The sequence below is a fragment of the Ruegeria sp. ABF4_144 genome, assembly GCF_056160045.1.
The window spans coordinates 774,664-798,493 of sequence record NZ_JBSWWK010000001.1; the positions used below are offsets into that span (position 1 = coordinate 774,664).

Here is a 23,830-nt window from a genome sequence, read left to right on the forward strand (position 1 = left end):
TAGTTTAGGCCAGATGAGGCAGGGAATCGTTGCTTCGTCTGGCCTCAAGCTTTCTGGCGTGGAATGCATCCACAAACGCACATCAATCGTCCGGGCGGCTCAGTGAAAACAATTCGGTTACGACCGAATAATCCCGATATCCAAGCCGGGCCAGCGGTTGGAAGGATGTGACATCAAAAATACCGTCCTTCAGGCAGTCGTCGCGCAGGTGAACACCAGTAACTTCGCCAAAAACGACACGGTTTGACTCGCCCGGAAGAGTGACAATCTTCGTCAGTTTACATTCCAATGCGGCCGGAGCGCCTTGGACCCGGGCGCAAGGGATGGTTTCGCATTCGACCGGTGTCAGGCCGGCGTGATCGAATTCGTCGTGGTGTTTGGGCAGGCCTGCGGAACTGGCATTCATCGCGTCTCGATGTGCATGGGCCACCACGTTCACGCAGAACACGCCGGTTGCCTCGATATTCGACACACTGTCCTTGCCACTATCCTGATCGTGTTTGGTGCCGGTTGAGGCGAACATCACTTGCGGCGGCGTGTAGGCAACGCCATTGAAAAATGAATAGGGCGCCAGATTGTTGATCCCGTCGGGGCTTCGGCTGGAAATCCAACCGATCGGGCGAGGAGTAATAACTGCATTGAACGGATTGTGCGGCAGGCCGTGGCCGTCTTCGGGGCGATAGAACATCTGATCTCCAAGCGTTTGCCCAAGGCGTACCGAAGTGCTAGGGCGAATGCCAGCAAGGAAAAGAGGGCCGGGGTGCAGCAGTTCGGGATCAGGCCGGAAGAGCCGGATGATTGGTGGGAGGTCGAGGCCCTCTATGACCTGTGCTTTGCGCCCGGGCGCGAGGCGCTGTCCTCGTACCGTTTGCGCGATGATGTGCCACCCGTTTCAGGTATGTCCTTGGTGGCACGTGACGGGCAGGGCATTTTGGCCGGTGCCATCCGATTCTGGCCGGTGCATGTGGGGGGGCACGATGCCCTGTTACTGGGGCCGGTTGCCGTACACCCCACCCACCAGGGCGAGGGTCTGGGTGGGTTTCTGATCCACGAAGGCCTTGAGGCCGGCCGCGCTTTGGGTTGGGACCGTGTCATGCTGGTCGGTGATGCGCCCTATTACGCCCGGTTCGGGTTTACTCTTCTTAGAGGGGTAGAGATGCCGCCGCCTACCAACCCGGACCGTGTTTTGGGCGTGGAATTGTCGCCAGGCGTTTGGGATGGGATCCGTGGCCCGGTGACCCGTTGGAGCCGCTGAGCTATTGAAACGCTGACCGTAAGCCCCGATGTCTAAAGGACAGGAGGGAGTTTATGCAGGACGTGGTTCTTGTCGAAAAACTGGATGCCGAGGCTGAACTTGACCGTTTGGCCGGGTATTACAGGTCTGCGGGTGGCCCGGGTGTCAAACTGTTGAACAGTTTGGGCGGTTCGGCCGAATCCTTACTGGAGCAATTGCCCGAACCGATCCGACACGGCTTGACGGGTGCTACGGAGCAAGCGCTGTGGCTGGCCATGCACGCAGCCGAAGGGTCACGACGTGCAGTTCCCGATCAACGCCCGTGGGTCAATACCGCAGTGACTACCGCCATGGGCGCGGCGGGTGGGTTGGGTGGTGTATCAACCGCCTTGATGGAGTTGCCTGCCACCACCGCAATGCTACTGCGCGCCATTCAGGGTGCTGCGGCACGCGAAGGGTTCGATCCCTCTGAAAAGGGTGTGAAGTTCGATTGCGTGCGCGTTCTGTCTGCGGCGGGCCCCTTGTCCAATGACGATGGTGCCGATCTGGGGTTCTTTTCCGTCAGGCTAACGCTGACCGGACCAGCCATGCAAAAACTGGTTGCGGCGGTTGCTCCGCGCCTGTCCGTTGTGCTGGGGCAGAAACTGGCGGCGCAGTCCGTGCCGGTGCTGGGGGCGATTGCTGGTGGCGGCACCAACTATGTCTATTCGCGCTATTATCAGCAGATCGCCCGCGTGCATTTTGGGTTGCGGCGATTGGCGGTCGACGCCGATATCCCGCATGATGATCTGGTGCGGAAGCTAGTCGCGCGCATGTAATCCAAAGCCGTGGGCTTGGAGGAAAACGCCTTATATGGTATCCGTTATCTGAGGACCCGCTAAATAAGCAGAAAACTGCGGGAAAACAGGCAAGAATCCCATTTGAAAGGCGGCTCAGCGTGGTTGACGCCAGAATTGCGCCACATGTTTCGCGAAAGACCCGGCACATTCCGGTGCGCCAGCAATCTGCGGCGCTGTGCTATCGCGTTGCGCAGGGGCGCCCCGAGGTGTTGCTGATTACCACCCGCAAATCCCGCCGCTGGATCATTCCCAAAGGATGGCTGATCGATGGGCTTAGCCCATCCGAAACAGCCTGCCAAGAAGCATGGGAAGAGGCGGGTATTCGAGGTTTGTGCGACAGCCACGCGATTGGCCGGTTTCACTATCAGAAGAATCGCAGCAAAAAAGGGCCGGTACTATGTGCCGTGGACGTTTATCCCCTGTTGGTGCAGTCGGTCTCTTCGCGTTTTCCGGAATGTAGGCAGCGGAACCGAAAGTGGTTCTCGCCGAAAAAGGCGGCTCAAATGGTGAATTCTCGCGAATTGGCAATATTGTTACGCAAGCTTGAGCCCGTTAAGCACTGAGTTGTCTTTGGAAGGGCTTGATCTTGTCATGTCCCTCGGTATCTATTCGGCAACCGACATTTGGACGGACCATGATTCAGTACGCATTGAAGTGCAGCAACGGCCACACCTTTGACAGCTGGTTCCAATCGGCCGCTGCTTACGACAAACTGGCATCCGCGGGTATGGTGACCTGCGCGGTGTGCGGGTGCTCGGATGTTGAAAAAGCTATCATGACACCACGCGTTCGCCCGGCCCGCAACGCCGAGGCACGGCCTCTGGCGCCGACGCCCGAGGCTGAAACGATCGATGTTGCGGCCCCGGACCCCGATGTCGAAAAGGTACTGACCGAACTGCGCCGCAAAGTCGAAGAGAACTCGGACTATGTCGGTAAGGATTTTGCTAGCGAAGCGCGCAAAATACACTTGGGCGACGCCCCCGAGCGGGCGATCTATGGCGAGGCCAAGCCGGAAGACGCGCAGGCGCTTATAGATGACGGGGTGCCGGTGGCTCCGCTGCCCTTTGTTCCCAGCAGAAAGACCAACTGACCCATGCATGTTGTGATCACTGGCGCCGGTCGTGGGATTGGCCGAACGCTGGCGGATCACTATCGAGCGCGCGGAGACACGCTGACCGGCACCGCGCGTGATGGGTCCGCGCAGGTGGTGCTGGACGTCGCCGACCCGGCGCAGCAAGCCGACATGGCAGCGCACTTAGCGGACCAGCCGGTTGATCTGTTGATCTGTAACGCCGGGGTTTATCTTGACAAGGGGCAAGGGATCGACGGCTATCCGGCTGAGATGTGGGCACAGAGCTTTGCCACCAATGTCACCGGCGTATTCCTGACTGTTCAGTCTTTGCTACCCAACCTGCGCGCCGCGCAGGGGAAGGTTGCGATCCTGTCCTCTCAGATGGCTTCGCACACGCGTGCACCGGGCGGCAGCTATATCTATCGTGCGTCAAAGGCCGCTGCTTTGAATCTGGGGCGAAATCTGGCCACCGATCTGCGAGCGGATGGCATCGCCGTGGGCGTCTATCATCCCGGTTGGGTCAAAACTGAAATGGGTGGACCTGCGGCCGAGATCACCTCAGCCCAGGCCGCAGAGGGCCTGATTGAGCGGTTTGACGCGTTGTCACTGGACACCACGGGCTGTTTCGAAACCTGGGACGGTCGTCCCCACGCTTATTGACGGATTAACGCGGCCGAAGGGATTTCGTAGACCTCATCGGGGTCAATAAAAACCACCGTAAGGTCACCGCGAGTCTCATGCGTGATCTTGGCGGGCGAGCTGCTGGACGTCGGCACGCCATCGGTGAAATAGATGCTACGCACCTCACCGGCACCCAGCGCAACGGCAAGGGTGGTGGTGCCATCGTCATGGTGGCGCAGTTCGGCATGGCAGCTGCTTAGGGGTGCGCCGCCCGCAGCGCAGGGCACCGTGCCCAAGGCGTTCTTTCCATCGGTTGCGGCCAATGAGGCCTCTTGCGCAATAGCGGGCGAAGAAAGCAGCATGGCTGCGATGGCAAGGCGGAGCATGGAAAACCTCTTGGAAAATTCGGTGTCTAAGGCTGACACCGGCACGATCAGATGTAAAGCGGCCCCATGCGGCATTCGCGGCAGTTTTGAACCCTTGCCCTTACGGCCCCCCTCGCATAAGACGCACGGAACCTGAATTCCAAGGCGCGGAGAGACCACCCCCATGCCCTTACTTGTTATGAAATTCGGTGGCACGTCGGTTGCCAATCTTGACCGCATCCGCCGAGCGGCGAAACGCATCGGTGTCGAAGTGGCCAAGGGTTATGATGTGATCGTCATCGTTTCGGCCATGTCCGGCAAGACCAATGAACTGGTGGGTTGGGTCAACGAAACGTCTCCGCTGTTTGATGCGCGCGAATACGACGCCGTGGTGTCCTCGGGTGAGAACGTCACAGCTGGCTTGATGGCGCTGACGCTGCAGGAAATGGATATCCCGGCGCGCAGTTGGCAGGGTTGGCAGGTGCCGCTGATGACCACCAGCGCCCACAGCCAGGCGCGGATTGAGGAAATCCCGACCGAAAACCTCAACCAGAAGTTCGGCGAAGGCATGCGAGTAGCCGTTGTGGCGGGTTTCCAGGGCATTAGCCCCGAAGGCCGCATCACGACGCTGGGCCGGGGCGGTTCGGATACCACAGCTGTGGCCTTTGCTGCCGCGTTCGGCGCCGAACGTTGCGATATCTACACTGATGTTGACGGGGTCTATACCACTGACCCGCGCATCTGTGAAAAAGCGCGCAAGCTGGACCGTATTTCGTTCGAAGAGATGCTCGAACTGGCCTCGCTGGGGGCCAAGGTGCTGCAGACCCGCTCGGTCGAGCTGGCGATGCGCTATAAGGTGAAACTGCGCGTTCTTTCAAGTTTCGAAGAACAATCCGATGAGGCCGGTACGCTGGTCGTTGACGAGGAGGATATCATGGAATCCAATGTTGTGGCCGGTGTGGCCTATTCCCGCGACGAGGCCAAGATGACCGTCGTATCGGTGGCGGACCGCCCCGGAATCGCCTCGACCATCTTTACGGCACTCAGCGATGAGGGCGTGAACGTGGACATGATCGTGCAGAACATCTCGGACGAGGGACGCACAGACATGACCTTCTCGTGCCCGACTGATCAGGTGGCGCGCGCAGAAAAAGCCCTGCTGGCGATCAAGGACGCGGGCGAGTTGAACTATGCCGAACTGGTTGCGGATCAGGACGTTTGCAAGGTCTCGGTTGTTGGGATCGGCATGCGCTCTCAGTCCGGTGTGGCAGCCAAAATGTTCAAGGTGCTCTCGGATGAGGGAATCAACATCAAGGTTATTACAACCTCTGAGATTAAAATTTCCGTCCTGGTCGACAGGAAATACATGGAACTTGCGGTTCAGGCACTGCATGATGCCTTTGAACTGGACAAGGCGGCCTGAGCTTTCAGCCAAGGTTTTAGCCTGACACCTTAATTTGGTTGGGCCATGGCGGACGGCACCGAAACAGAATCCCGCAAGCTGCTGGGGCGGCTGCGCGAAGAGATGGCGAGCGAAGCCGCCGGTCAGGAACGTCTTGATCGGATCACCAGCCTGATCGCCGACAGCATCCGGGCCGAAGTCTGCTCGATCTACCTGTTCCGCGACGAAGACACGCTTGAACTGTGCGCCACCGAAGGCCTGTCGCCCGAGGCGGTCCATAAGACCCGCATGCGCATGGGTGAGGGGCTGGTCGGTCGTGTCGCCCAGTCCGGCAAAGTGATGAACACGGCGGATGCGCCGTCGGCCAAAGGCTTCCGCTATATGCCGGAAACCGGCGAGGAACGGTTCTCGTCCTTCCTTGGTGTTCCCATTCAGCGCTTGGGTGAAAAGCTGGGCGTGCTGGTGGTTCAATCCCGCGAAGCGCGCGAGCTTTCAGCGGATGAGGTTTACGCGCTTGAAGTGGTCGCCATGGTTCTGGCCGAAATGGCCGAGCTGGGCGCTTTTGTGGGTGAAGGCGCTGCCCTGTCGCCGCTGCACCAGCAATCGGTGCAGCTGAACGGTGGCCCCGCGCAGGAAGGTTCAGCCGAAGGGCATGTTTGGCTGCATGAACCCCGCGTCGTGGTGACCAACCCAATCGCCGAAGACCCCCATCGTGAGCTTGAGCGCCTGACCGAGTCGATCGAGGAGTTGCGCGTCGGCGTCGACAAGATGCTAGAGATCTCACAAGGAGCAGACAAGGAACAGCTTCAGGTTCTGGAAGCCTACCGCATGTTTGCCAATTCCAAGGGCTGGATGCGGCGGATGGAAGAGGACATCGCCCGCGGTCTCAGTGCCGAAGCCGCTGTCGAGAAAGAACAATCGCAGGCCCGCGCCCGTATGGGGCAGGTGACCGACCCCTATCTGCGCGAGCGGTTGGCCGATCTGGACGATCTGTCGAACCGGTTGCTGCGCATCCTGACCGGGCAGGGCAAAACCGATGGGGCCGACCTGCCGCCAGATCCGATCCTGATCGCCCGCAATATCGGCCCCGGGGATCTTTTGGAGTATGGCCGCTCGCTCAGGGGCATCGTGCTTGAGGAAGGTTCGGTCGGTAGTCACGCGACGATTGTTGCCCGTGCTCTGGCGATTCCGCTGGTCGTTCATGTGGGTCGCATCACCACCGAGGCGCTGAACGGAGATCACATTCTGGTCGACGGCGATCATGGCGTTGTTCACCTGCGCCCCGAAGATACCGTGGTCAGTGCCTTCCGCGACAAGATCGCGATGCAGGCCAAGGCGCAGGAACGCTACGCCTCGATCCGCGAAACCCCGACCGTGACGCGGGATGGTGAGCGGATCAATCTGGTGATGAACGCGGGGCTGATGGCTGATTTGCCGTCTTTAAACAACTCAGGCGCTGAGGGCGTGGGCCTGTTCCGGACCGAGTTGCAGTTCCTAATCCGCAACCAGATGCCGAAACGGTCGGAATTGGTGGCACAGTATCAGCGGGTTCTGGATGCCGCCGGCGACAAGCGTGTGGTGTTCCGGACGCTGGATATCGGGTCAGACAAGGTTCTGCCCTATATGAAACACGTGGCCGAGCCGAACCCGGCGCTGGGCTGGCGCGCGATTCGTGTCGGGCTGGACAAGCGCGGGGTCATGCGGATGCAGTTGCAGGCCTTGCTGCGCGCCGCCAATGGGCGGCCACTGACAATCATGTTCCCCTTCGTGGCGCAGGCCGACGAGTTCCGCGAGGCCAAGTGGGAAGTCAACAAGACCATCGAGCGGGAAAAGCGCCTTGGCCATGTCCTGCCCGAAACAATTGAGGTCGGCGCGATGCTCGAGACACCGTCGCTGGCCTTTGCGCCGCAGAAGTTCTTTGACGAGGTCGATTTCGTATCGATCGGCGGAAACGACCTGAAGCAATTCTTCTTTGCCGCCGACCGCGAGAACGAATTGGTGCGCCGCCGCTATGATACGCTGAATGTCAGCTTTCTAAGTTTCATCGAGCGTATCGTGGAGCGCTGCAACATCTCGGACACGCCACTGTCTTTCTGTGGCGAGGATGCGGGCCGCCCGGTCGAGGCGCTGTGCCTGGCCGCGATGGGCATTCGGTCACTGTCGATGCGCCCGGCCTCAATCGGCCCTGTCAAAAGCCTTCTGTTGCGGGCTGATTTGCAATCGCTGCGCAAGATTATCGCCGACGCGCGCCATCGCGGAGAGCAATCCGTTCGCCCGGCTGTCATGGAATGGCTGCGCAATCAGAGTTGATTTTCCAAATCCGGGCTTGCTTTCTGCATCCGCATTGCCTATTCAGACCGTGAATGTTAGCGGTAACATTACCCATACCCCAAGCGCAACCAATTGGTGGTGCTATGGTGGCTCAGGTGAACACTGAAGGAGCCCGTCGATGGTTTCACGCGTAATTCCGGTCAACCCGTTCGATCTGGTGTTGTTCGGCGCCACTGGCGATCTAGCACAGCGCAAGATTCTGCCGGGCCTCTATCATCGCTTCGAAGTGGGTCAGATGCCCGAAGACGCCCGGATCATCGGCACAGCCCGGTCGGATATGGACAGCGACGCGTTTCGCGAACAGATCCGCACTTCGATGAAGGAATTTGCGCCCAAGTTCAAAAAGGACGTGCTGGACCAGTTTCTAAGCCGGGTCGAATATGTGCCGGTCGACGCAATGGGTGAGGCGGGCTGGTCTGATCTCGCCAAGTTTCTGCGTCCGGATGTGGTTCGCGCCTTCTATCTGTCGGTTGGTCCCAGCCTGTTTTCGGGTATCGCGCAGCGTTTGCATGATCACGGAATGGCGACGCCGGACAGCCGCATCGTGGTGGAAAAACCCTTCGGTCACGATCTGCCCTCGGCCAAGGCGCTAAACGAGGGTCTGCGTGCCTGTTTCGAAGAGCATCAGATTTATCGGATCGATCACTATCTGGGTAAGGAAACAGTACAGAACCTGATGGCTCTGCGCTTTGCCAATTCTTTGTTCGAACCGTTGTGGAACTCGACCCATATCGATCACGTGCAGATCACTGTCGCCGAAACCGTAAGCGTCGAAGGACGCGGCGGGTATTACGACCAGTCCGGTGCCATGCGGGATATGATCCAGAACCATCTTGTGCAGCTTCTGTGCCTGACGGCGATGGAGCCGCCTTCGAGATTCGCGCCGAACGCTGTGCGGGACGAAAAGGTCAAGGTGATCGAGGCGCTGGAACCGGTTGAGCCCAAAGATATTGCGCGTGGCCAGTACCGTGCTGAAGAAGGGAAGGGTGGGTACGTTGATCACGTCGACAATCCCGCCAGCCGGACCGAGAGCTTTATTGCCCTCAAGGTTCACCTGGGCAACTGGCGGTGGGCCGGGGTTCCTTTCTACCTGCGCACCGGTAAACGCCTGCGTGCGCGGGAATCCGAGATTGCAGTGTTCTTCCGCGACCCTCCACATACGATCTTTCCGAATGTCGGCCCGCTGCATGGCAACGTCCTGGTAATCCGTCTACAACCGGACGAAGGCATCACCCTACGCACCACGATCAAAGATCCCGGCCCGGGTGGGTTCCGCCTGTCGGATGTGGCGCTGGACATGAGCTTTGCCGACGCGCTGGGTGCTGAATCCAGCGCACCTGATGCCTATGAACGGCTGGTTATGGACGTCATCCGCGGCGACCAGACCCTGTTCATGCGCGGGGATGAGGCCGAAGCGGCCTGGGCCTGGGTCGATCCCATCATTCAGGGTTGGGAAGAGAGGGGCGATCGCCCTGCGCGCTATGATCAGGGCAGTTCAGGCCCCGAAGAAGCATTGATGCTGATGCATCGCGACGGTCGTCGCTGGCGTCAGATCGGAGGTTAATCATGGTTCATTCTGTTATCACTGACGTAACCCAGCGGATCATCGGCCGCAGCGCCGACCTGCGCGGACCGCACGTAAAACGGATGGAGGAAGCCCGGTCAAAAGGGCCAGCGCGCGCGCATCTGTCCTGCAGCGGTCAGGCCCATGCCTATGCAGGAGCAGGGCAAGATCAGCAGTCGATGGCAACGGGAACTGCTGGAAATCTGGGCATTGTCACCTCGTATAACGACATGCTTTCGGCCCACCAACCATTCGAACGCTACCCCGGCCTGATCCGCGATGCGATCCGAGCGGCCGGTGGCACTGCACAGGTTGCAGGCGGCGTGCCTGCCATGTGTGATGGCGTCACACAGGGTGAAGCGGGGATGGAATTGTCGCTGTTCTCACGCGACGTGATCGCGCTGGCGACGGGTGTAGCGCTTAGCCACAACACTTACGACGCGGCGGTGTTCCTTGGCGTCTGTGACAAGATCGTGCCTGGTTTGATTATCGGTGCGCAGGCGTTCGGGCATTTGCCTGCGGTTTTCTTGCCTGCGGGTCCGATGACCAGCGGCTTGCCAAACGACGAAAAGGCCAAGGTCCGACAGAAATTCGCCGCCGGAGAGGTTGGCCGCGACGAGTTGATGAAGGCGGAAATGGCAGCCTATCACGGTCCCGGCACATGTACGTTCTATGGCACGGCCAACACCAACCAGATGCTGATGGAATTCATGGGTCTGCACCTGCCGGGCTCCAGCTTTATCAACCCAAACACTCCCCTGCGCGATGCGTTGACAAAAGAGGGTGCTCGCCGCGCCCTTTCCCTCAGCGCGTTGGGCAATGATTATACTCCGGTCTATCAGGTGCTGGACGAACGCGCCTTTGTGAACGGCATTGTCGGATTGATGGCGACAGGTGGCTCGACCAACCTGCTGATTCACCTGATCGCCATGGCGCGTGCGGGGGGGATCGTGCTGGATTGGGAGGACTTCTCCGACATCTCTGCAGTGGTGCCGCTGATCGCGCGTGTCTATCCCAACGGTCTGGCCGATGTGAATCACTTCCACGCAGCTGGCGGTCTGGGCTTTGCCATCGGCACACTGCTTGAGGATGGCTTGCTGCATCCGGACACGCTGACCGTGGCGGGGCAGGGCCTGCACAACTACACTAAAGAGCCCAAGTTGAAGGGCGGCGAGCTGAACTGGGAAGAAGGCGCAGGCCACAGTCTGAACGACAAGATCGTGCGCCCCGCCAACGACCCGTTCCAGCCCACCGGTGGCCTGTCGCGTCTGACCGGCAATCTGGGGACAGCCGTCATGAAGGTTTCGGCCGTGGCCCCTGAACATCAGATCGTCGAAGCACCCGTGCGTGTGTTCCACGATCAGGATGCGGTCAAAGCAGCCTTCAAGGCCGGTGAATTCACCGATGACGTTATCGTTGTTGTCCGCTTTCAGGGCCCCAAGGCCAACGGTATGCCCGAGCTGCACTCGCTGACGCCAATGCTGTCGATCTTGCAGGGACGAGGCCAAAAGGTGGCGCTGGTCACGGATGGCCGCATGTCCGGCGCGTCGGGCAAAGTTCCCGCTGCGATCCATGTCTGCCCCGAGGCGCTTGACGGCGGCCCGATCGCATATCTGCAGGATGGTGATCTGCTGCGCGTTGATGCAGTGAAAGGGGATCTGGAAATCCTCACCCCAAGCGTGCTGGACCGTACCCCTGCCACCGCCGACTTGTCGGCCAACCAACACGGAGTTGGTCGCGATCTGTTCGCCGCTTTCCGCAACAATGTCGGCTCTGCCGACGCAGGCGCCAGCATTTTCGGAGCTTAATCCCAATGTCGAAAACCCAACGTACCCGTGAGATTTGTGCCCTTGCGCCGATTGTGCCCGTTTTAGTCGTCGATGATGCCAAACACGCCCGCCCTCTGGCCGAGGCGTTGGTCTCGGGCGGGCTGCCCGCGTTGGAGGTCACGCTGCGTACACCTGCGGCATTGGACGTAATCCGCGAGATGGCGCAGGTGCCCGGCGGGGTCGTCGGGGCAGGCACGCTGGTTACCCCCGAAGACGTCCGCGCTGCCAAAGCGGCGGGCGCACAGTTCGGCGTATCACCCGGCGCGACCGATGCCCTGATTGCGGCCTGTGAGGCGGAAGGCCTGCCGCTGCTGCCCGGTGCGGCCACGGCTAGCGAGGCAATGCGCCTGCTGGAGCAGGGCTATGACATGCTGAAATTCTTCCCTGCCGAGGCTTCGGGCGGCGCGCCTGCGTTGAAAGCCATTGGTGCGCCTCTGCCTCAGATCACCTTCTGCCCGACCGGCGGCGTGTCCCCCGCAAACGCGCGGGATTACCTGTCATTGTCGAATGTGGTCTGCGCCGGAGGCAGCTGGGTCGCACCTAAGCAGAAGGTTTTGGATGGGGATTGGGCCGGTATCGAAGCACTTGCGCGTGAGGCCGCCAAGCTAGCGGATTGACGCCACTTTTAGCTGCGTTAGGGTGGGCGTTAATTCAAACAGGTTGACCCCATGACAAATCAAATCTCTCTCGCGCGGGGGCGCGAGTATCTGGCTATTCCCGGCCCGTCCGTCATGCCCGATGCGGTGTTGCAGGCGATGCACCGTCCGTCGCCCAATATCTATGACGGCGAACTGATCGAGATGATGCCTGCTCTGACCCGCGATCTGAAGCGCGTGGCCCGGACTGAGCATCACGTCGCCATCTATATCGCCAACGGTCACGGCACATGGGAGGCCGCGCTGTCCAACGTGATCGCACCGGGGGAAACCGTGCTGGCACCGGCCTCGGGCCGGTTCACCCATGGCTGGGCCGAAATGGCCGAAGCCATCGGCGCCAAAGTTGAGCTGATCGATTTCGGCACGTCCTCACCGTGGGATATGGAGCGCATCGCGGACGCTCTGCGCGCGGACACAGGCCACCGGATCAAGGCGGTTCTGGCAGTGCATGTGGATACCTCAAGCTCGATCCGCAACAACGTCCCGGCGCTGAGGGCTCTGCTGGACGATCTGAACCACCCCGCGCTGCTGCTGGCGGATTGTATCGCGTCGCTTGGCTGTGATCGGTTTGAGATGGATGCCTGGGGCGTCGATGTCATGGTCACCGCTTGCCAAAAGGGGCTGATGACCCCGGCGGGGGTCGGGTTCGTGTTCTTCAACGAAAAAGCGCAGGCCAAGCGGGCTGAAATGCCGCGTGTCTCTCAGTATTGGGACTGGCAGCCGCGAGCAAAGCCGGAACTGTTTTACCAGTATTTCAACGGCACCGCCCCGACGCATCACCTGTACGGCCTGCGCGCCGCCTTGGACCTGATCCACGCAGAAGGCATTGAGACGGTCTGGGCCCGCCATGAACGCCTTGCCACTGCAATCTGGACGGCATGTGAAATCTGGGCTGACGACGGCGCGCTGCACCTGAACGTCGCTGATCGCGCCTATCGCAGCCACGCTGTCACTACTCTGCGCCTAACAGATGAGCGCGGCACGCCATTGCGCCAGTTTACCGAGACACAGATGGGTCTGACACTGGGCATCGGTCTTGGAATGGAAGACTGGAACGGCTTTTTCCGTCTGGGCCATATGGGCCATGTGAACGGTCAGATGGTGATGGCGATGTTGGGGGGAATGGAGACCGCAATGACCGCCCAGAACATCCCGCGCGGTAAAGGCGCGCTCGAAGCGGCGGCGGCTGTTCTATCCCAATAGACGAAACCTATTCGGCCCGCGCAGCCGCCAAGGCTTGTGGCAGCGCGGCAGCAAATGCGTCCAGATCATCCTTTGCACCACAGCTGACACGGATGCACCGGTTTTGGGGCGTGGCGAAGGGCATACGCACAAAGATGCCCTGCGCTACAAGTGATTCCAGCACCGCCTTGGCGAAGGCGCTGTCCCGTCCACAATCAATGGCCACAAAATTTGTGGCCGAGGGGAGGGGTTCTAGCCCGTTATCTCGCGCAATTTGGCCGATCCGGTCGCGGGCAGCACTGATCTTCACCTGCACATGGGCGAGCCATTCCGTATCCTGCAACGCTGCCAAAGCCCCAGCCTGAGCAGCCCGATTCATGCCGAAATGGTTGCGCACCTTGTTGAACGCTTCGATCAAACCCGGCGCACCTATGGCGTAGCCAACCCGTGCCCCTGCCATGCCATAGACTTTGGAAAACGTGCGCATCCGGACTACTCGCGGATCATCCGCTTCGATCGGGGCCGCTGTTCCGTCGGGTGCACACTCCACATAAGCCTCATCCAATACCAAAAGGCATCCATCGGGCAGAGCGTCCATCGCGGCGACGATTTCTGCGCCGCTATGCCAGCTGCCCATCGGGTTGTCGGGGTTCGCCAGATAGACCAGCTTTGCATCCACTTCCGCGGCCCTAGCGAACAGCACCGCGGGGTCTTCGTGGTCACCCTTGTAAGGAACCTTGTGCAACACGCCGCCGAAGCCTGCGACGTGATAGTTGAAAGTCGGATAAGCCCCGTCCGATGTGACGACCGCATTACCGGGTTCAACCAGCAACCGCACGAGGTAGCCTAGCAAACCGTCGATGCCTTCGCCAACCACGATGTTTTCAGGCCTCACATCGTGATGATCCGCAAGCGCTTGGCGCAAATCATAGTTCTCGGGGTCGCCATACATCCAGATATCGGTCGCAGCCATCGCCTCGATCGCGCGAGGTGAGGGGCCGAAGATGCTCTCATTTGCGCCCAACCGCGCCACAAAGGGCGCGCCGCGCTGACGCTCTTGCGTCTCCGGCCCGACAAAGGGCACGGTTGCAGGCAGTGACAGGGCAAGCGGGGTATAGCGTGGGTCAGTCATGCTGCGAGATAACCTCATGACCTCCTGTCAGGCAACCACCTGCAACAGTACCGCTGGACGTGCCCCCACGTTGCGGTGGAACTTGGCGACCCATCCGGGCATGTTTGGGGTAACAGAATTTGGGAGGGCCGCATGACACGCGTATCCGTCGAGTACAAAGATCACATCGCCCATGTCACGCTGACGCGCGGCGACAAGATGAACGCGTTGGATGACGCGATGATCAAAGCACTGCTGTCCGCCGGGCAAGAGGTCGCGGCCTCAGGCGTGCGCGCGGTGGTGCTGTCAGGCGAAGGTAAAGGCTTTTGCGCTGGCCTCGACATGGCGAGCTTTGCCAAAATGGCCCATATGGACCCGACCGAATGGCTGATGACCCGCAGCCATGAAGACGCCAACGAGATGCAGGAACTGGCCCTGGTCTGGCGACGTGTGCCGGTGCCGGTGATTTGCGCCATTCAGGGCGTGGCCTATGGCGGTGGTCTGCAAATTGCGCTGGGTGCGGATATCCGCATCGCCCACCCCGAGGCCAAACTGGCGGTGATGGAGATGAAATGGGGCATCATCCCCGATATGGGCGGGATGGTTCTGCTGCCGCAGCTTGTCCGCTCGGACGTGCTGCGTTTGCTAACCTACACTGCGCGTCCCATCGGCGCGCAGCAGGCGGCAGACTGGGGGCTGGTCACGAAACTCTCAGATGACCCGTTGACCGAAGCACAAGCGCTGGCCGAAGACATCGCGGGTAGAAGCCCTTCAGCTATCCGCGCGGCAAAACGCCTGATCGAAGTGGCTGAGACTAAATCCCGCGCCGAAGTTCTGATGGAAGAATCCGCCGAGCAGGTCGAACTGATCGGCAAACCCGATCAGATGGAGGTGGTGGTGGCACAGATGCAGGGTCGTAAGCCCGAGTTCAAATGACCGATGCCGCGATCACCCGGATCATCCTGTACACCAAACGCATGGAGGAAATGGTTCGTTTTTACGAAACGCATTTCGGGTACTCTGCGCATCACGCAGAGGGGGACCGCATCATAGAGTTAGTCCCCAGAGCAAAGGGCCTGCGTTTGCTTCTGCACCCGGCTGGTAAGGCAGCACGGGAAGGTCAGGTCGCCATAAAGCTAGTTTTTGATGTTCCGGATGTTGCGGGTTTTTGTGAGGCTGCTCGTGAAAGGGGACTGGATTTCGGTCCAATCCACAAGGCAGACGGATACCAGTTTGCAAACGCAAAGGACCCTTCAAAAAACTCGATTTCCATTTCCAGCCGCGCTTTTGCCACCTGAGGTCAGCGCATAAACGCTCGCCGCGCATCGCGTGCCATGTTGTACCGCATCTCAAGGTCTGCAATCCGGACCATTGCGGCTCTGCGGTCATTCGGGTCGGTCAGCACAGCATAGTCTTTTCGGGCTGCATCCAGCTTTTTCCGGATCTCGAATTCTTCGGGAAGCACTCCGGCCTGCGCCATGATCCGATGCCCGGCGGCGATGGCCGGGTCGCTTTGGGCCTCTCCGGATCGGTCAGGCAGCGGGCGGCCTTCGCCTTCCAAACCCTGCAATTGGCCCTCGGCCTGCGCCTTTTTGATCTGGCGTTCGATCAGTTTACCTAGCGATCCAAACATGGCGAAAGGATACTCCAGCTCTGTGGCGGGTGAAAGCGGCTAGCGCGTTCGGTTCGTCACAAGATAGGCAATGCCACCCACCACCAAGCCCCAGACGGCCGCACCCAGGCCAAAGACGGATATGCCCGAAGCTGTTATAGCAAAGGTCAGAATCGCAGCCTCGCGTTCGGCGGGGATTTCAAGCGCGGCGTGGGTGGCGTTGGCCAGCACTCCGATCAGGGCGATCCCGGTCAATGTGCCCATCAGCAGAGGATCGGCATGCACGGCGAACCCTGTTATGGCCACCGCGAAGATGCCGAACAGGCAATAAAATACCCCCGCCATCACGGCCGACCAGTAGCGTTGGGTCGGGTCGGGGTGGCTGTCTTCGTTGGAACACATCGCGGCGGTGATCGCGGCAAGGCAGGTCGCCGGAGCACCGAAAGGCGCTGACAGAATACTTGCCGCGCCGACGGATGAGAACAGTTTGCCCGGCGCGGGTGTGTACCCAAAGCTGCGCATCACCGCGATGCCGGGGATGTTCTGTGTGGCCATGGTGACAACGAATAGCGGCACGCCTATGCCTATGATCGATGCCAGAGAAAACGTCGGCATGATCCAGACAGGCGCGGCCATCAGATGAGAGGGCGCAACCGATGTGTCGCCGGCGTTCAGGATCACGATAATCGCTGCAGCGACCACCGCCGCCGGAACGGCGAACAGCCGATTGATCCGTCCGGCGATGAACCACGTTAGGATCACCGGCAGCGCTTGCCAGGGCAGGTCAACGGCAGCCTTGAAAGGGGCGATGCACAGCGGCAGCAGAACGCCGCCCAACATAGCTTGTGCCAATGTCGTTGGGATGGCTGCAGCCAACCTTCCCAATGGGCGCCAAAGCCCGGCCAACACGGTAAGCGCGCCTGCACATAGAAACGCCCCCACGGCTTCGGAGAAACCCTCCGCAGGCATCGCGGACACCGCCAAGAGTGCAACTCCGGGTGTCGACCACGCAACGCTGATGGGTTGACGGTACCACAGGCTGAGACCAATTGCCGTCAAGCCCATAGCGATAGCCGCCATCATCAAGCCCGAGGCGGACTCGGCCGGGGATGCGCCCATAGCAGCCAGCCCCTGTAACACAATGGGGAATGAGCTGAAAAACCCGACAATGGCCACGACCAGCCCGGTCGAGACGGTTTGGATCGGGGGAACTGTACGTGCCATTCTGACCTCGGGGCTTGTCACCAGCACTTGCTAACAAGGGTCAGGCTTTGGGGGCAAGTCCCCTAAGGTAAAAGAAAACCCCACCGCCGGATCGGGCGGTGGGGTTTGGTGTTGCGTAATTTCGAAAAGGTGAAGATCAGGCGATTTCAGCCAGACGGGCGAGCGCCTCGTTCAGTTTCTCTTCTTCTTCTTCGCGGGCGGCGAGGTTGGCTTTGGCTTCTGCGACAACCTCTTCCGGGGCCGATGCCACGAATTTCGGGTTGTTCAGGCGCCCGCGCAGACCGCCGAGCTCTTTGGCGAGCTTGCCCTTGGCCTTCTCAAGCCGTTCCTTTTCCGCGCCGATGTCGATGATATCCGCCAGCGGCAGGCCGAAACTCGCGCCGGGGGCGGCGATCGAGATGGTGCCTTTAGGCAGCTCACCGGCCTTGGTCAGGCTGTCGATCCGCGCCAGACGTTTGATCAGCGCCTCGTTGCGGTCCCACGCGGATTGGCCGTTTTCGTCGATCTCGGTCACCAGCATTGGCACATAGAGGCCAGCAGGGACGCGCATCTGCGCGCGGGCCGAACGGGTGTTTTCGATCACGGAAATCACCCAGTTCATCTCACGATCCGCATCCGCATCCACCAGATCGGCAGCGGCGTAGGTCGGCCAGTCGGCGTGAACGATCATCTTTGCACGGTTGCCTGTCAGGCCCCACAGCTCTTCGGTGACAAAGGGCATGATCGGGTGAAGCAGAACCATGCACTGATCCAGAACCCAGCGCATGGTGGCTCTGGTTTCTGCCTGCGCCTCGGCGTCATCGCCCTGCAGTAGCGGTTTCGACAGTTCCACATACCAGTCGCAGACCTTGCCCCAGACAAAGGCATAGAGACCGTTGGCGGCATCGTTGAAGCGATAGCTTTCCAGCGCCGCATCAACCTCTTCCCGCACACGGGCGGTTTCGCCAATGATCCAGCGGTTCACGGCGGCTTTGGGCTTCAGATTGGCCACGTCCAATTGCGGAACGGAGTCGGTGAAGACCTCGTTCATCTCGGCAAAGCGGACGGCATTCCAAAGCTTGGTGCCGAAGTTCCGGTAACCGGTGATACGCTCTTTGGACAGTTTCAACACCCCGCCAATCGCCGCCATCGAGGCATTGGTAAAGCGCAGCGCGTCGGCACCGAATTCGTCGACGATTTCCAACGGATCGATGACGTTGCCGGTGGTTTTGGACATCTTCTTGCCCTTCTCGTCACGGACGAGCTGGTGCAGGTAGACGGTGTGGAACGGGATCTGATCGACCACGGCCAGCTGCATCATCATCATCCGGGCGACCCAGAAGAACAGGATGTCGAAGCCGGTGATCAGAACGTCCGTCGGGAAATAACGCTCCAATTCCTCGGTTTGCTCGGGCCAGCCGAGAGTGCCGATGGGCCAGAGGCCGGAGGAGAACCAGGTGTCGAGGACGTCGGGGTCGCGCCACACCGGGTAAACCAGCTTGGTCGGGTCTTGGTCGACAGCGTATTGAGCAAGGCTTTCAGCGAACTGGTGGATCGCTTCCTGTTTGTCTGCGACTTCGATGACGGTCGCGTGGCTCAGCGGGCTGGGGATGTTTGCATTGTCGTCGAGGAATTTTTCCGTGACGGCCTCAAGGTTCGCCGCGCATTCCATAACACTGCCACGATGCAGCATGCCGCCTTCGTTCAGCAAACGGCCCAACTCGACCAGATCAAGGTCGCCGTCGTTCTCGTCGTCCTTGAACCCTTCTGCGGACAGATTGAGCCCATACCAAACCGGAATCTGATGCCCCCACCACAGCTGGCGCGAGATGCACCAAGGCTCGATGTTTTCCAGCCAGTGATAATAGGTCTTTTCGCCCGACTCGGGGATGATCTTGACCGTGCCGTCCTTGACCGCATCCAGCGCGGGGCCGACAACCTTTTCGGCATCTACGAACCACTGGTCGGTGAACATCGGCTCGATCACCACTTTCGAGCGGTCGCCGAAGGGCTGCATGATCGGTTTGCTCTCGACCAGCGGAACCAGCTTGTCCGCGCCCTCGTGCTCAGGTTTTAGAGCAGTGGAGCCGAGACGCGCGTCATCGGCACGGCACATGACGGCCAGACCGTCATTGGTGATTTCTTCGACGACCTTCGCCCGCGCCTCGAACCGGTCGAGCCCGCGCAGATGGTCGGGGACTAGGTTGATCGCGTCGATCTCGTTCTCGGTGAACTCACGACCGCGCGCGTATTCCTGCGCCTTGCCCGCCTCGTCGGCGTAGGGCGCACCATCGGCCCGCATCGCACCTTTGGTGTCCATCAGGCGGTACATCGGAATGCCACCGCGCTTGGCGACCATGTTGTCGTTAAAGTCATGCGCACCGGTGATCTTCACCGCACCCGAGCCGAAATCAGGATCAGGATAGTCGTCGGTGATGATCGGAATTTGACGGCGATGCTCTTTCGGGCCAACAGGGATTTCGCAGAGTTTTCCAACGATTGGCGCGTAACGTTCATCCGAGGGGTGAACCGCAACTGCACCGTCGCCCAGCATAGTTTCGGGGCGGGTCGTGGCGATCGAGATGTAATCGCGCTCTTCCTCTAGGATAACGTTCCCGTCTTCGTCTTTTTCGACGTAGGTGTAGGTCTCGCCCCCGGCCAGCGGGTATTTGAAGTGCCACATATGGCCCGCGACTTCGATGTTTTCGACCTCAAGGTCCGAGATTGCGGTTTCGAAATGCGGATCCCAATTGACCAGACGCTTGCCGCGATAGATCAGGCCCTTTTCGTACATGTCGACGAAGACCTTGATCACCGCGTCGTGAAAATTGGCGGAGTTCTCGTGCCCCGTGCGCGGGTCACCCGCGGCACCGGCCATGGTGAACGCGTTACGCGACCAGTCGCACGACGAGCCGAGCCGTTTCAACTGCTCGATGATCGTGCCGCCGTACTCGCCCTTCCATTCCCAAACTTTCTCAAGGAACTTCTCGCGGCCCAGCTCGCGCCGACCGGGTTGTTGGGTGGCGGCGAGCATTTTCTCGACCTGCATCTGCGTGGCGATGCCCGCGTGGTCCTGACCGGGCTGCCACAGCGTGTCAAACCCGCGCATCCGGTGCCAGCGGATCAGGATGTCCTGCAGGGTGTTGTTGAAGGCGTGACCCACGTGCAGCGCCCCCGTCACGTTGGGGGGCGGGATCATGATGGTAAAGCTTTCGTCGCGCGATTTGTTCGCGCCTGCCTTGAAGGCTCCGGCCTGCTCCCAGGCTTCGTAGATGCGGGCCTCGGCCTCGGCCGCGTTGAATGTCTTTTCCATCGCCATGGGGTGCGTCCTGCGTCATCAATCTTGGGTTAGCGCCTGCAATAGCGAAACGCGGCGCGAAGTGGAAGGGTCTGCGGACGCTCTGGACAACGAACCGGCGCAGCCTAATGTCGCCTGCAGGGCAGCGACAGGAGCACGCAATGGAAAAGTTCGGAAAAAGCCAGCCGGTCAAGCGGACCGAAGATCAGCGCTTTTTGACCGGACAGGGGCGTTACATGGATGACGATGTGCCGGGTGACGCGCTGTATGCGGCGTTTTTCCGCAGCCCAGTTGCCCATGGCCAGATCACTGCACTGGATCTGGACGCAGCAAGAGAGGCCGACGGCGTGCGGCTGGTCATGGCGCTGGATGATCTGACCGGGGCCGGGATAGACACCGTGTTGAATGCGGCGACGCTTCAGAACCGAGATGGCTCCAAGGCGGCGGCACCGGATCGGCATATGCTGGCCAAGGATCGGGTGCGGTTTGTCGGTGAACCAGTGGCGGTGGTTATTGCCGAGACCCCGATGCAGGCCCGCGACGCGGTTGAGATGATCTGGATGGAGATCGACGATCTGCCCGCCAAGCTGGATGTCCACACCGGAGGAGAAGTGCTGCACCCCGAGGCTCCGGACAACCGAGCCTTTGACTGGGGGCTGGGGGACGAGGCTGAGACCGCGGCTGCGTTTCAGCAGGCTGCCCATACTGTTTCGCTGAATGTGGCGGACAATCGGGTGATCATCACCTCACTTGAGCCGCGCGGCTGTCAGGCGCATTGGGTCGATGGGCGACTGCAGTTTTCTTATGGAGGCCAGGGGGTCTGGGCCATGCGAGCGCAAATGGCACAAAAGCTGAAGCTGGAGCTTGAAGCGATCCGTGTCACCACCCCCGATGTGGGCGGTGGCTTTGGCATGAAAGTGATGCCGTATCCTGAATACTTCTGCGTCGCGGTCGCCGCGATGAAGTTGGGTCAGCCCGTCCACTGGATGTCTGACCGGTCCGAGGCGATGCTGTCTGACCATCATGGCCGTGATCTGACATCGCTGGCTGAACTGGCGTTTGACGAGGACCATCGGGTTACCGCTTACCGCGTCCACAGCAAGGTAAATCTGGGCGCCTATAACAGCCATTTCGGTCAGGCTATCCAGACCAACCTATTCAGCAAGGTGTTGATGGGGGTTTATGATGTCCAAACCACCTATCTGCGGGTCGAGGGGTTTTATACCAACACCACACAAGTTGATGCATATCGTGGTGCCGGACGGCCCGAGGCCATCTATGTGCTTGAACGTTTGATGGACCGAGCAGCACGTGAGCTGGGCGTGGATCCGTGGGAGCTGCGGCGGAAGAATTTCATCCGACCCGAGAAGTTTCCCTACACCTCTGCGACCGGCGAAACTTATGACGTCGGCGACTTCAACATGGTCCTGAACCGAGTAGGTGAACAGACGCAGGGGTTTGCTGATCGTAAGGCGGCCGATGCCGAACGTGGCCTGATCCGGGGGCAGGGGTTGTGTTACTATATCGAGAGCATTCTGGGTGACCCGTCTGAAAACGCAAAGATCGAATTTTGTGAGGATGGGACCGTGAACCTCTATGTCGGAACCCAGTCAAACGGGCAGGGGCATGAGACGGCCTATACCCAGTTTCTGTCAGATCAAACCGGCATTCCCATGGACCGGATCATCGTCATTCAGGGCGACAGCGACCAGCTGCCTCACGGTGGCGGCACAGGTGGGTCACGTTCTGTCACTGTGCAAAGTACCGCGACGCTGGCAACAATCGACGTCATGACTGCCGCATTCACGCCTTACCTTGCCGATAAGATGGGCGTTGAGGAGGCTGACGTGAGCTTTGATCACGAAACATTCCGCGCGCCGGGGTCAAACCTGACGCCCACCCTGACCGAGGCGGCCGAGATGGCCCGCGCCGATGGTCGCACCGATTTGTTGCAGCACGAAGCACGCGCCAACCTGGATGCCCGAAGCTATCCCAACGGCGCGCATGTTGCCGAAATCGTTATCGACTCCTTCACCGGTGAAACATGGGTGGACAACTATACAGTCGTTGATGATTTTGGTAACCTAATCAACCCGATGCTGGCCGAAGGGCAGGTGCATGGCGGTGTGGTTCAGGGCATTGGACAAGCCTTGACAGAGCATGTTGTGCATGATGCGCAAGGGCAACTGCTCACGGCTTCGTTGATGGACTACGCCTTGCCCCGCGCGGCCGAGATACCCATGATTAAGTTTACCTCGGCGCCGGTTCCGTCAACTTCCAACCCGATGGGGATGAAAGGCTGCGGAGAGGCCGGCACCGTGGGCGCGCTGGCCGCTGTGGCAAACGCGGTTCAGGACGCGCTTTGGGATCACGGGGTGCGGCAGGCGGATATGCCTTTCACACCCAACAGAGTATGGGAATTGTTGACGCATGGTTCTGTCGCGGCTGAGTAGAAAGGTACTGGGATGGCTCGGACGGCCTCTGCGATCCGAGCACTCGGCCGAGACGCCTCATCGCGAGCCTGTCAGCCATGTCATCATCCTCGATGGTACCATGTCGACGCTGGAACCGGGATTTGAGACCCATGCCGGTCAGGCATTCCGCCTATGTCAGGAGATGGGTGGCAAGGTCTCGGTATTCTACGAAGCAGGGGTTCAGTGGGAAAGCTGGAAAACTTCGCTGGATGTGATGATGGGGCGGGGGATCAACCGCCAAATCCGCCGCGCCTATGGCTATCTGGCGTCGCGCTACAAACCCGGTGACCGGATTTTCTTTATCGGTTACTCGCGCGGGGCCTACGGTGTGCGCAGCCTTGCGGGCGTGATCGACATGATTGGCCTGCTCAAGGCCGAGCACGCCACCGTGCGCAACATCAAACAGGCTTACCGCCACTATGAATGCAATCCCGAAGGCACCGCAGCCCGGGATTTCCGCCGCAAGTTCTGTCATGATGAAATCGCCATCGAAATGATTGGCGTTTGGGACACGGTCAAGGCGCTGGGCTTGCGTCTGCCGTTGCTGTGGCGCCGGGCTGAGGAAAAGCACGCGTTCCACAACCATCAGCTTGGGCCTGCCACCCGGCACGGCTATCATGCCATGGCGCTGGACGAGACGCGTGAGGTTTATGAACCGGTTCTATGGGAGTGTACCTCTGACTTCGACGGTCATGTCGAACAGGTCTGGTTTCGCGGCACCCACGGCGATGTCGGCGGCCAGCTGAACGGGTTCGAAGACGCACGACCGCTTAGCAACATTTCTCTGATCTGGATGTTGGACAAGGCCGAGTTGCACGGGTTGCCGCTGCCCGACGGCTGGCGCGACCGGTTTCCGACCGCGACAACCGCGCCGTCGGTCGGCACCTGGCGCGGGTGGGGCAAGATTTTCCTGCTGCGCAAGCACCGCAAGATTGGTCGCGATCCGTCAGAACGCCTGCATGTCTCGGTCGCACCGGATGAATTGCCGGGCTGGGTGCCGATGCCGGATTTGCCCTCGCATCCGGCGCAGTAGAAGG

Annotated in this window: 21 protein-coding genes; 15 read left to right on the top strand and 6 right to left on the bottom strand. The window is 60.2% G+C overall.

The window, feature by feature from the left end; translation table 11 throughout:
• Window positions 1-82: 82 nt before the first annotated feature.
• Entirely contained in the window at window positions 83-688 is a 606-nt protein-coding gene (locus ACXAGD_RS04015; RefSeq protein WP_475208642.1) for a flavin reductase family protein, read from the bottom strand.
• Window positions 689-760: 72 nt separating this feature from the next.
• Between ACXAGD_RS04015 and ACXAGD_RS04020 the strand changes: the two genes are divergently transcribed.
• The 5 genes from ACXAGD_RS04020 (at window position 761) to ACXAGD_RS04040 (ending at window position 3,805) form a co-directional block, all read left to right on the top strand.
• The gene (locus ACXAGD_RS04020; protein WP_475208643.1) at window positions 761-1,255 is read left to right on the top strand and encodes a GNAT family N-acetyltransferase; all 495 of its coding nucleotides are present in this window, start codon (window positions 761-763) and stop codon (window positions 1,253-1,255) included.
• A 53-nt stretch (window positions 1,256-1,308) separates the two neighbouring features.
• Entirely contained in the window at window positions 1,309-2,052 is a 744-nt protein-coding gene (locus tag ACXAGD_RS04025) for an EcsC family protein (protein ID WP_475208644.1), read from the top strand.
• 119 nt (window positions 2,053-2,171) lie between these two features.
• A complete protein-coding gene (locus tag ACXAGD_RS04030) occupies window positions 2,172-2,636 on the top strand; it encodes an NUDIX hydrolase (RefSeq protein ID WP_475208646.1) in 465 nt (154 codons plus the stop codon).
• 71 nt (window positions 2,637-2,707) lie between these two features.
• Window positions 2,708-3,163 carry a DUF1178 family protein gene (locus tag ACXAGD_RS04035; RefSeq protein WP_475208648.1) on the top strand — a complete coding sequence of 152 codons (456 nt, stop codon included), beginning with the start codon at window positions 2,708-2,710 and terminating at the stop codon, window positions 3,161-3,163.
• 3 nt (window positions 3,164-3,166) lie between these two features.
• Window positions 3,167-3,805 (top strand): SDR family NAD(P)-dependent oxidoreductase, encoded by a 639-nt coding sequence (locus ACXAGD_RS04040; RefSeq protein WP_475208649.1) that lies wholly within the window; start codon window positions 3,167-3,169, stop codon window positions 3,803-3,805.
• On the opposite strand, the gene ACXAGD_RS04045 is transcribed toward ACXAGD_RS04040, so the two are convergent.
• A complete protein-coding gene (locus tag ACXAGD_RS04045) occupies window positions 3,799-4,152 on the bottom strand; it encodes a hypothetical protein (protein WP_475208652.1) in 354 nt (117 codons plus the stop codon). The genes ACXAGD_RS04040 and ACXAGD_RS04045 overlap by 7 nt on opposite strands.
• A 163-nt stretch (window positions 4,153-4,315) precedes the next feature.
• On the opposite strand from ACXAGD_RS04045, the gene ACXAGD_RS04050 reads away from it, so the two are divergent.
• The 6 genes from ACXAGD_RS04050 (at window position 4,316) to ACXAGD_RS04075 (ending at window position 13,116) form a co-directional block, all read left to right on the top strand.
• On the top strand, window positions 4,316-5,554 hold the full coding sequence (locus ACXAGD_RS04050; RefSeq protein WP_475208653.1) for an aspartate kinase: 1,239 nt from the start codon (window positions 4,316-4,318) through the stop codon (window positions 5,552-5,554).
• 45 nt (window positions 5,555-5,599) lie between these two features.
• Window positions 5,600-7,843: a phosphoenolpyruvate--protein phosphotransferase gene (gene ptsP, locus ACXAGD_RS04055; protein ID WP_475208655.1), complete on the top strand. Its 2,244-nt coding sequence runs from the start codon at window positions 5,600-5,602 to the stop codon at window positions 7,841-7,843.
• Between the two features lie 139 nt (window positions 7,844-7,982).
• The gene (gene zwf / locus ACXAGD_RS04060; RefSeq protein WP_475208656.1) at window positions 7,983-9,428 is read left to right on the top strand and encodes a glucose-6-phosphate dehydrogenase; all 1,446 of its coding nucleotides are present in this window, start codon (window positions 7,983-7,985) and stop codon (window positions 9,426-9,428) included.
• Window positions 9,429-9,430: 2 nt separating this feature from the next.
• The gene (gene edd / locus ACXAGD_RS04065) at window positions 9,431-11,236 is read left to right on the top strand and encodes a phosphogluconate dehydratase (RefSeq protein WP_475208658.1); all 1,806 of its coding nucleotides are present in this window, start codon (window positions 9,431-9,433) and stop codon (window positions 11,234-11,236) included.
• A 5-nt stretch (window positions 11,237-11,241) separates the two neighbouring features.
• On the top strand, window positions 11,242-11,874 hold the full coding sequence (locus ACXAGD_RS04070; protein ID WP_475208659.1) for a bifunctional 4-hydroxy-2-oxoglutarate aldolase/2-dehydro-3-deoxy-phosphogluconate aldolase: 633 nt from the start codon (window positions 11,242-11,244) through the stop codon (window positions 11,872-11,874).
• A 51-nt stretch (window positions 11,875-11,925) separates the two neighbouring features.
• Window positions 11,926-13,116, top strand: a complete 1,191-nt coding sequence (locus tag ACXAGD_RS04075; protein ID WP_475208660.1) for a pyridoxal-phosphate-dependent aminotransferase family protein — start codon at window positions 11,926-11,928, stop codon at window positions 13,114-13,116.
• A gap of 7 nt (window positions 13,117-13,123) precedes the next feature.
• Here the strand turns inward: ACXAGD_RS04075 and ACXAGD_RS04080 are convergent, their stop codons facing one another.
• Window positions 13,124-14,227, bottom strand: coding sequence for a pyridoxal phosphate-dependent aminotransferase (locus ACXAGD_RS04080; RefSeq protein ID WP_475208661.1), 1,104 nt, complete (start codon window positions 14,225-14,227; stop codon window positions 13,124-13,126).
• A gap of 132 nt (window positions 14,228-14,359) precedes the next feature.
• Between ACXAGD_RS04080 and ACXAGD_RS04085 the strand changes: the two genes are divergently transcribed.
• Both ACXAGD_RS04085 and ACXAGD_RS04090 read left to right on the top strand, forming a co-directional pair.
• Window positions 14,360-15,142, top strand: a complete 783-nt coding sequence (locus tag ACXAGD_RS04085; protein WP_475208662.1) for a crotonase/enoyl-CoA hydratase family protein — start codon at window positions 14,360-14,362, stop codon at window positions 15,140-15,142.
• Window positions 15,139-15,504 carry a VOC family protein gene (locus ACXAGD_RS04090; protein ID WP_475208663.1) on the top strand — a complete coding sequence of 122 codons (366 nt, stop codon included), beginning with the start codon at window positions 15,139-15,141 and terminating at the stop codon, window positions 15,502-15,504. Before ACXAGD_RS04085 ends, ACXAGD_RS04090 begins: the two co-directional genes overlap by 4 nt.
• A gap of 2 nt (window positions 15,505-15,506) precedes the next feature.
• Here the strand turns inward: ACXAGD_RS04090 and ACXAGD_RS04095 are convergent, their stop codons facing one another.
• The 3 genes from ACXAGD_RS04095 to ACXAGD_RS04105 all read right to left on the bottom strand — a co-directional run bounded on the left by ACXAGD_RS04095 (window position 15,507) and on the right by ACXAGD_RS04105 (window position 20,340).
• Complete coding sequence (locus ACXAGD_RS04095; protein ID WP_475208664.1) at window positions 15,507-15,839, bottom strand: DnaJ family domain-containing protein; 333 nt, start codon at window positions 15,837-15,839, stop codon at window positions 15,507-15,509.
• Between the two features lie 39 nt (window positions 15,840-15,878).
• The gene (locus ACXAGD_RS04100) at window positions 15,879-17,042 is read right to left on the bottom strand and encodes a benzoate/H(+) symporter BenE family transporter (protein ID WP_475208665.1); all 1,164 of its coding nucleotides are present in this window, start codon (window positions 17,040-17,042) and stop codon (window positions 15,879-15,881) included.
• 136 nt (window positions 17,043-17,178) lie between these two features.
• Entirely contained in the window at window positions 17,179-20,340 is a 3,162-nt protein-coding gene (locus ACXAGD_RS04105) for a valine--tRNA ligase (RefSeq protein WP_475208667.1), read from the bottom strand.
• Between the two features lie 140 nt (window positions 20,341-20,480).
• Between ACXAGD_RS04105 and ACXAGD_RS04110 the strand changes: the two genes are divergently transcribed.
• Window positions 20,481-22,772: a xanthine dehydrogenase family protein molybdopterin-binding subunit gene (locus ACXAGD_RS04110; protein ID WP_475208668.1), complete on the top strand. Its 2,292-nt coding sequence runs from the start codon at window positions 20,481-20,483 to the stop codon at window positions 22,770-22,772.
• Window positions 22,750-23,826 carry a DUF2235 domain-containing protein gene (locus tag ACXAGD_RS04115; protein WP_475208669.1) on the top strand — a complete coding sequence of 359 codons (1,077 nt, stop codon included), beginning with the start codon at window positions 22,750-22,752 and terminating at the stop codon, window positions 23,824-23,826. The genes ACXAGD_RS04110 and ACXAGD_RS04115 overlap by 23 nt, the downstream gene beginning before the upstream one ends.
• The last annotated feature ends 4 nt before the right edge of the window (window positions 23,827-23,830 follow it).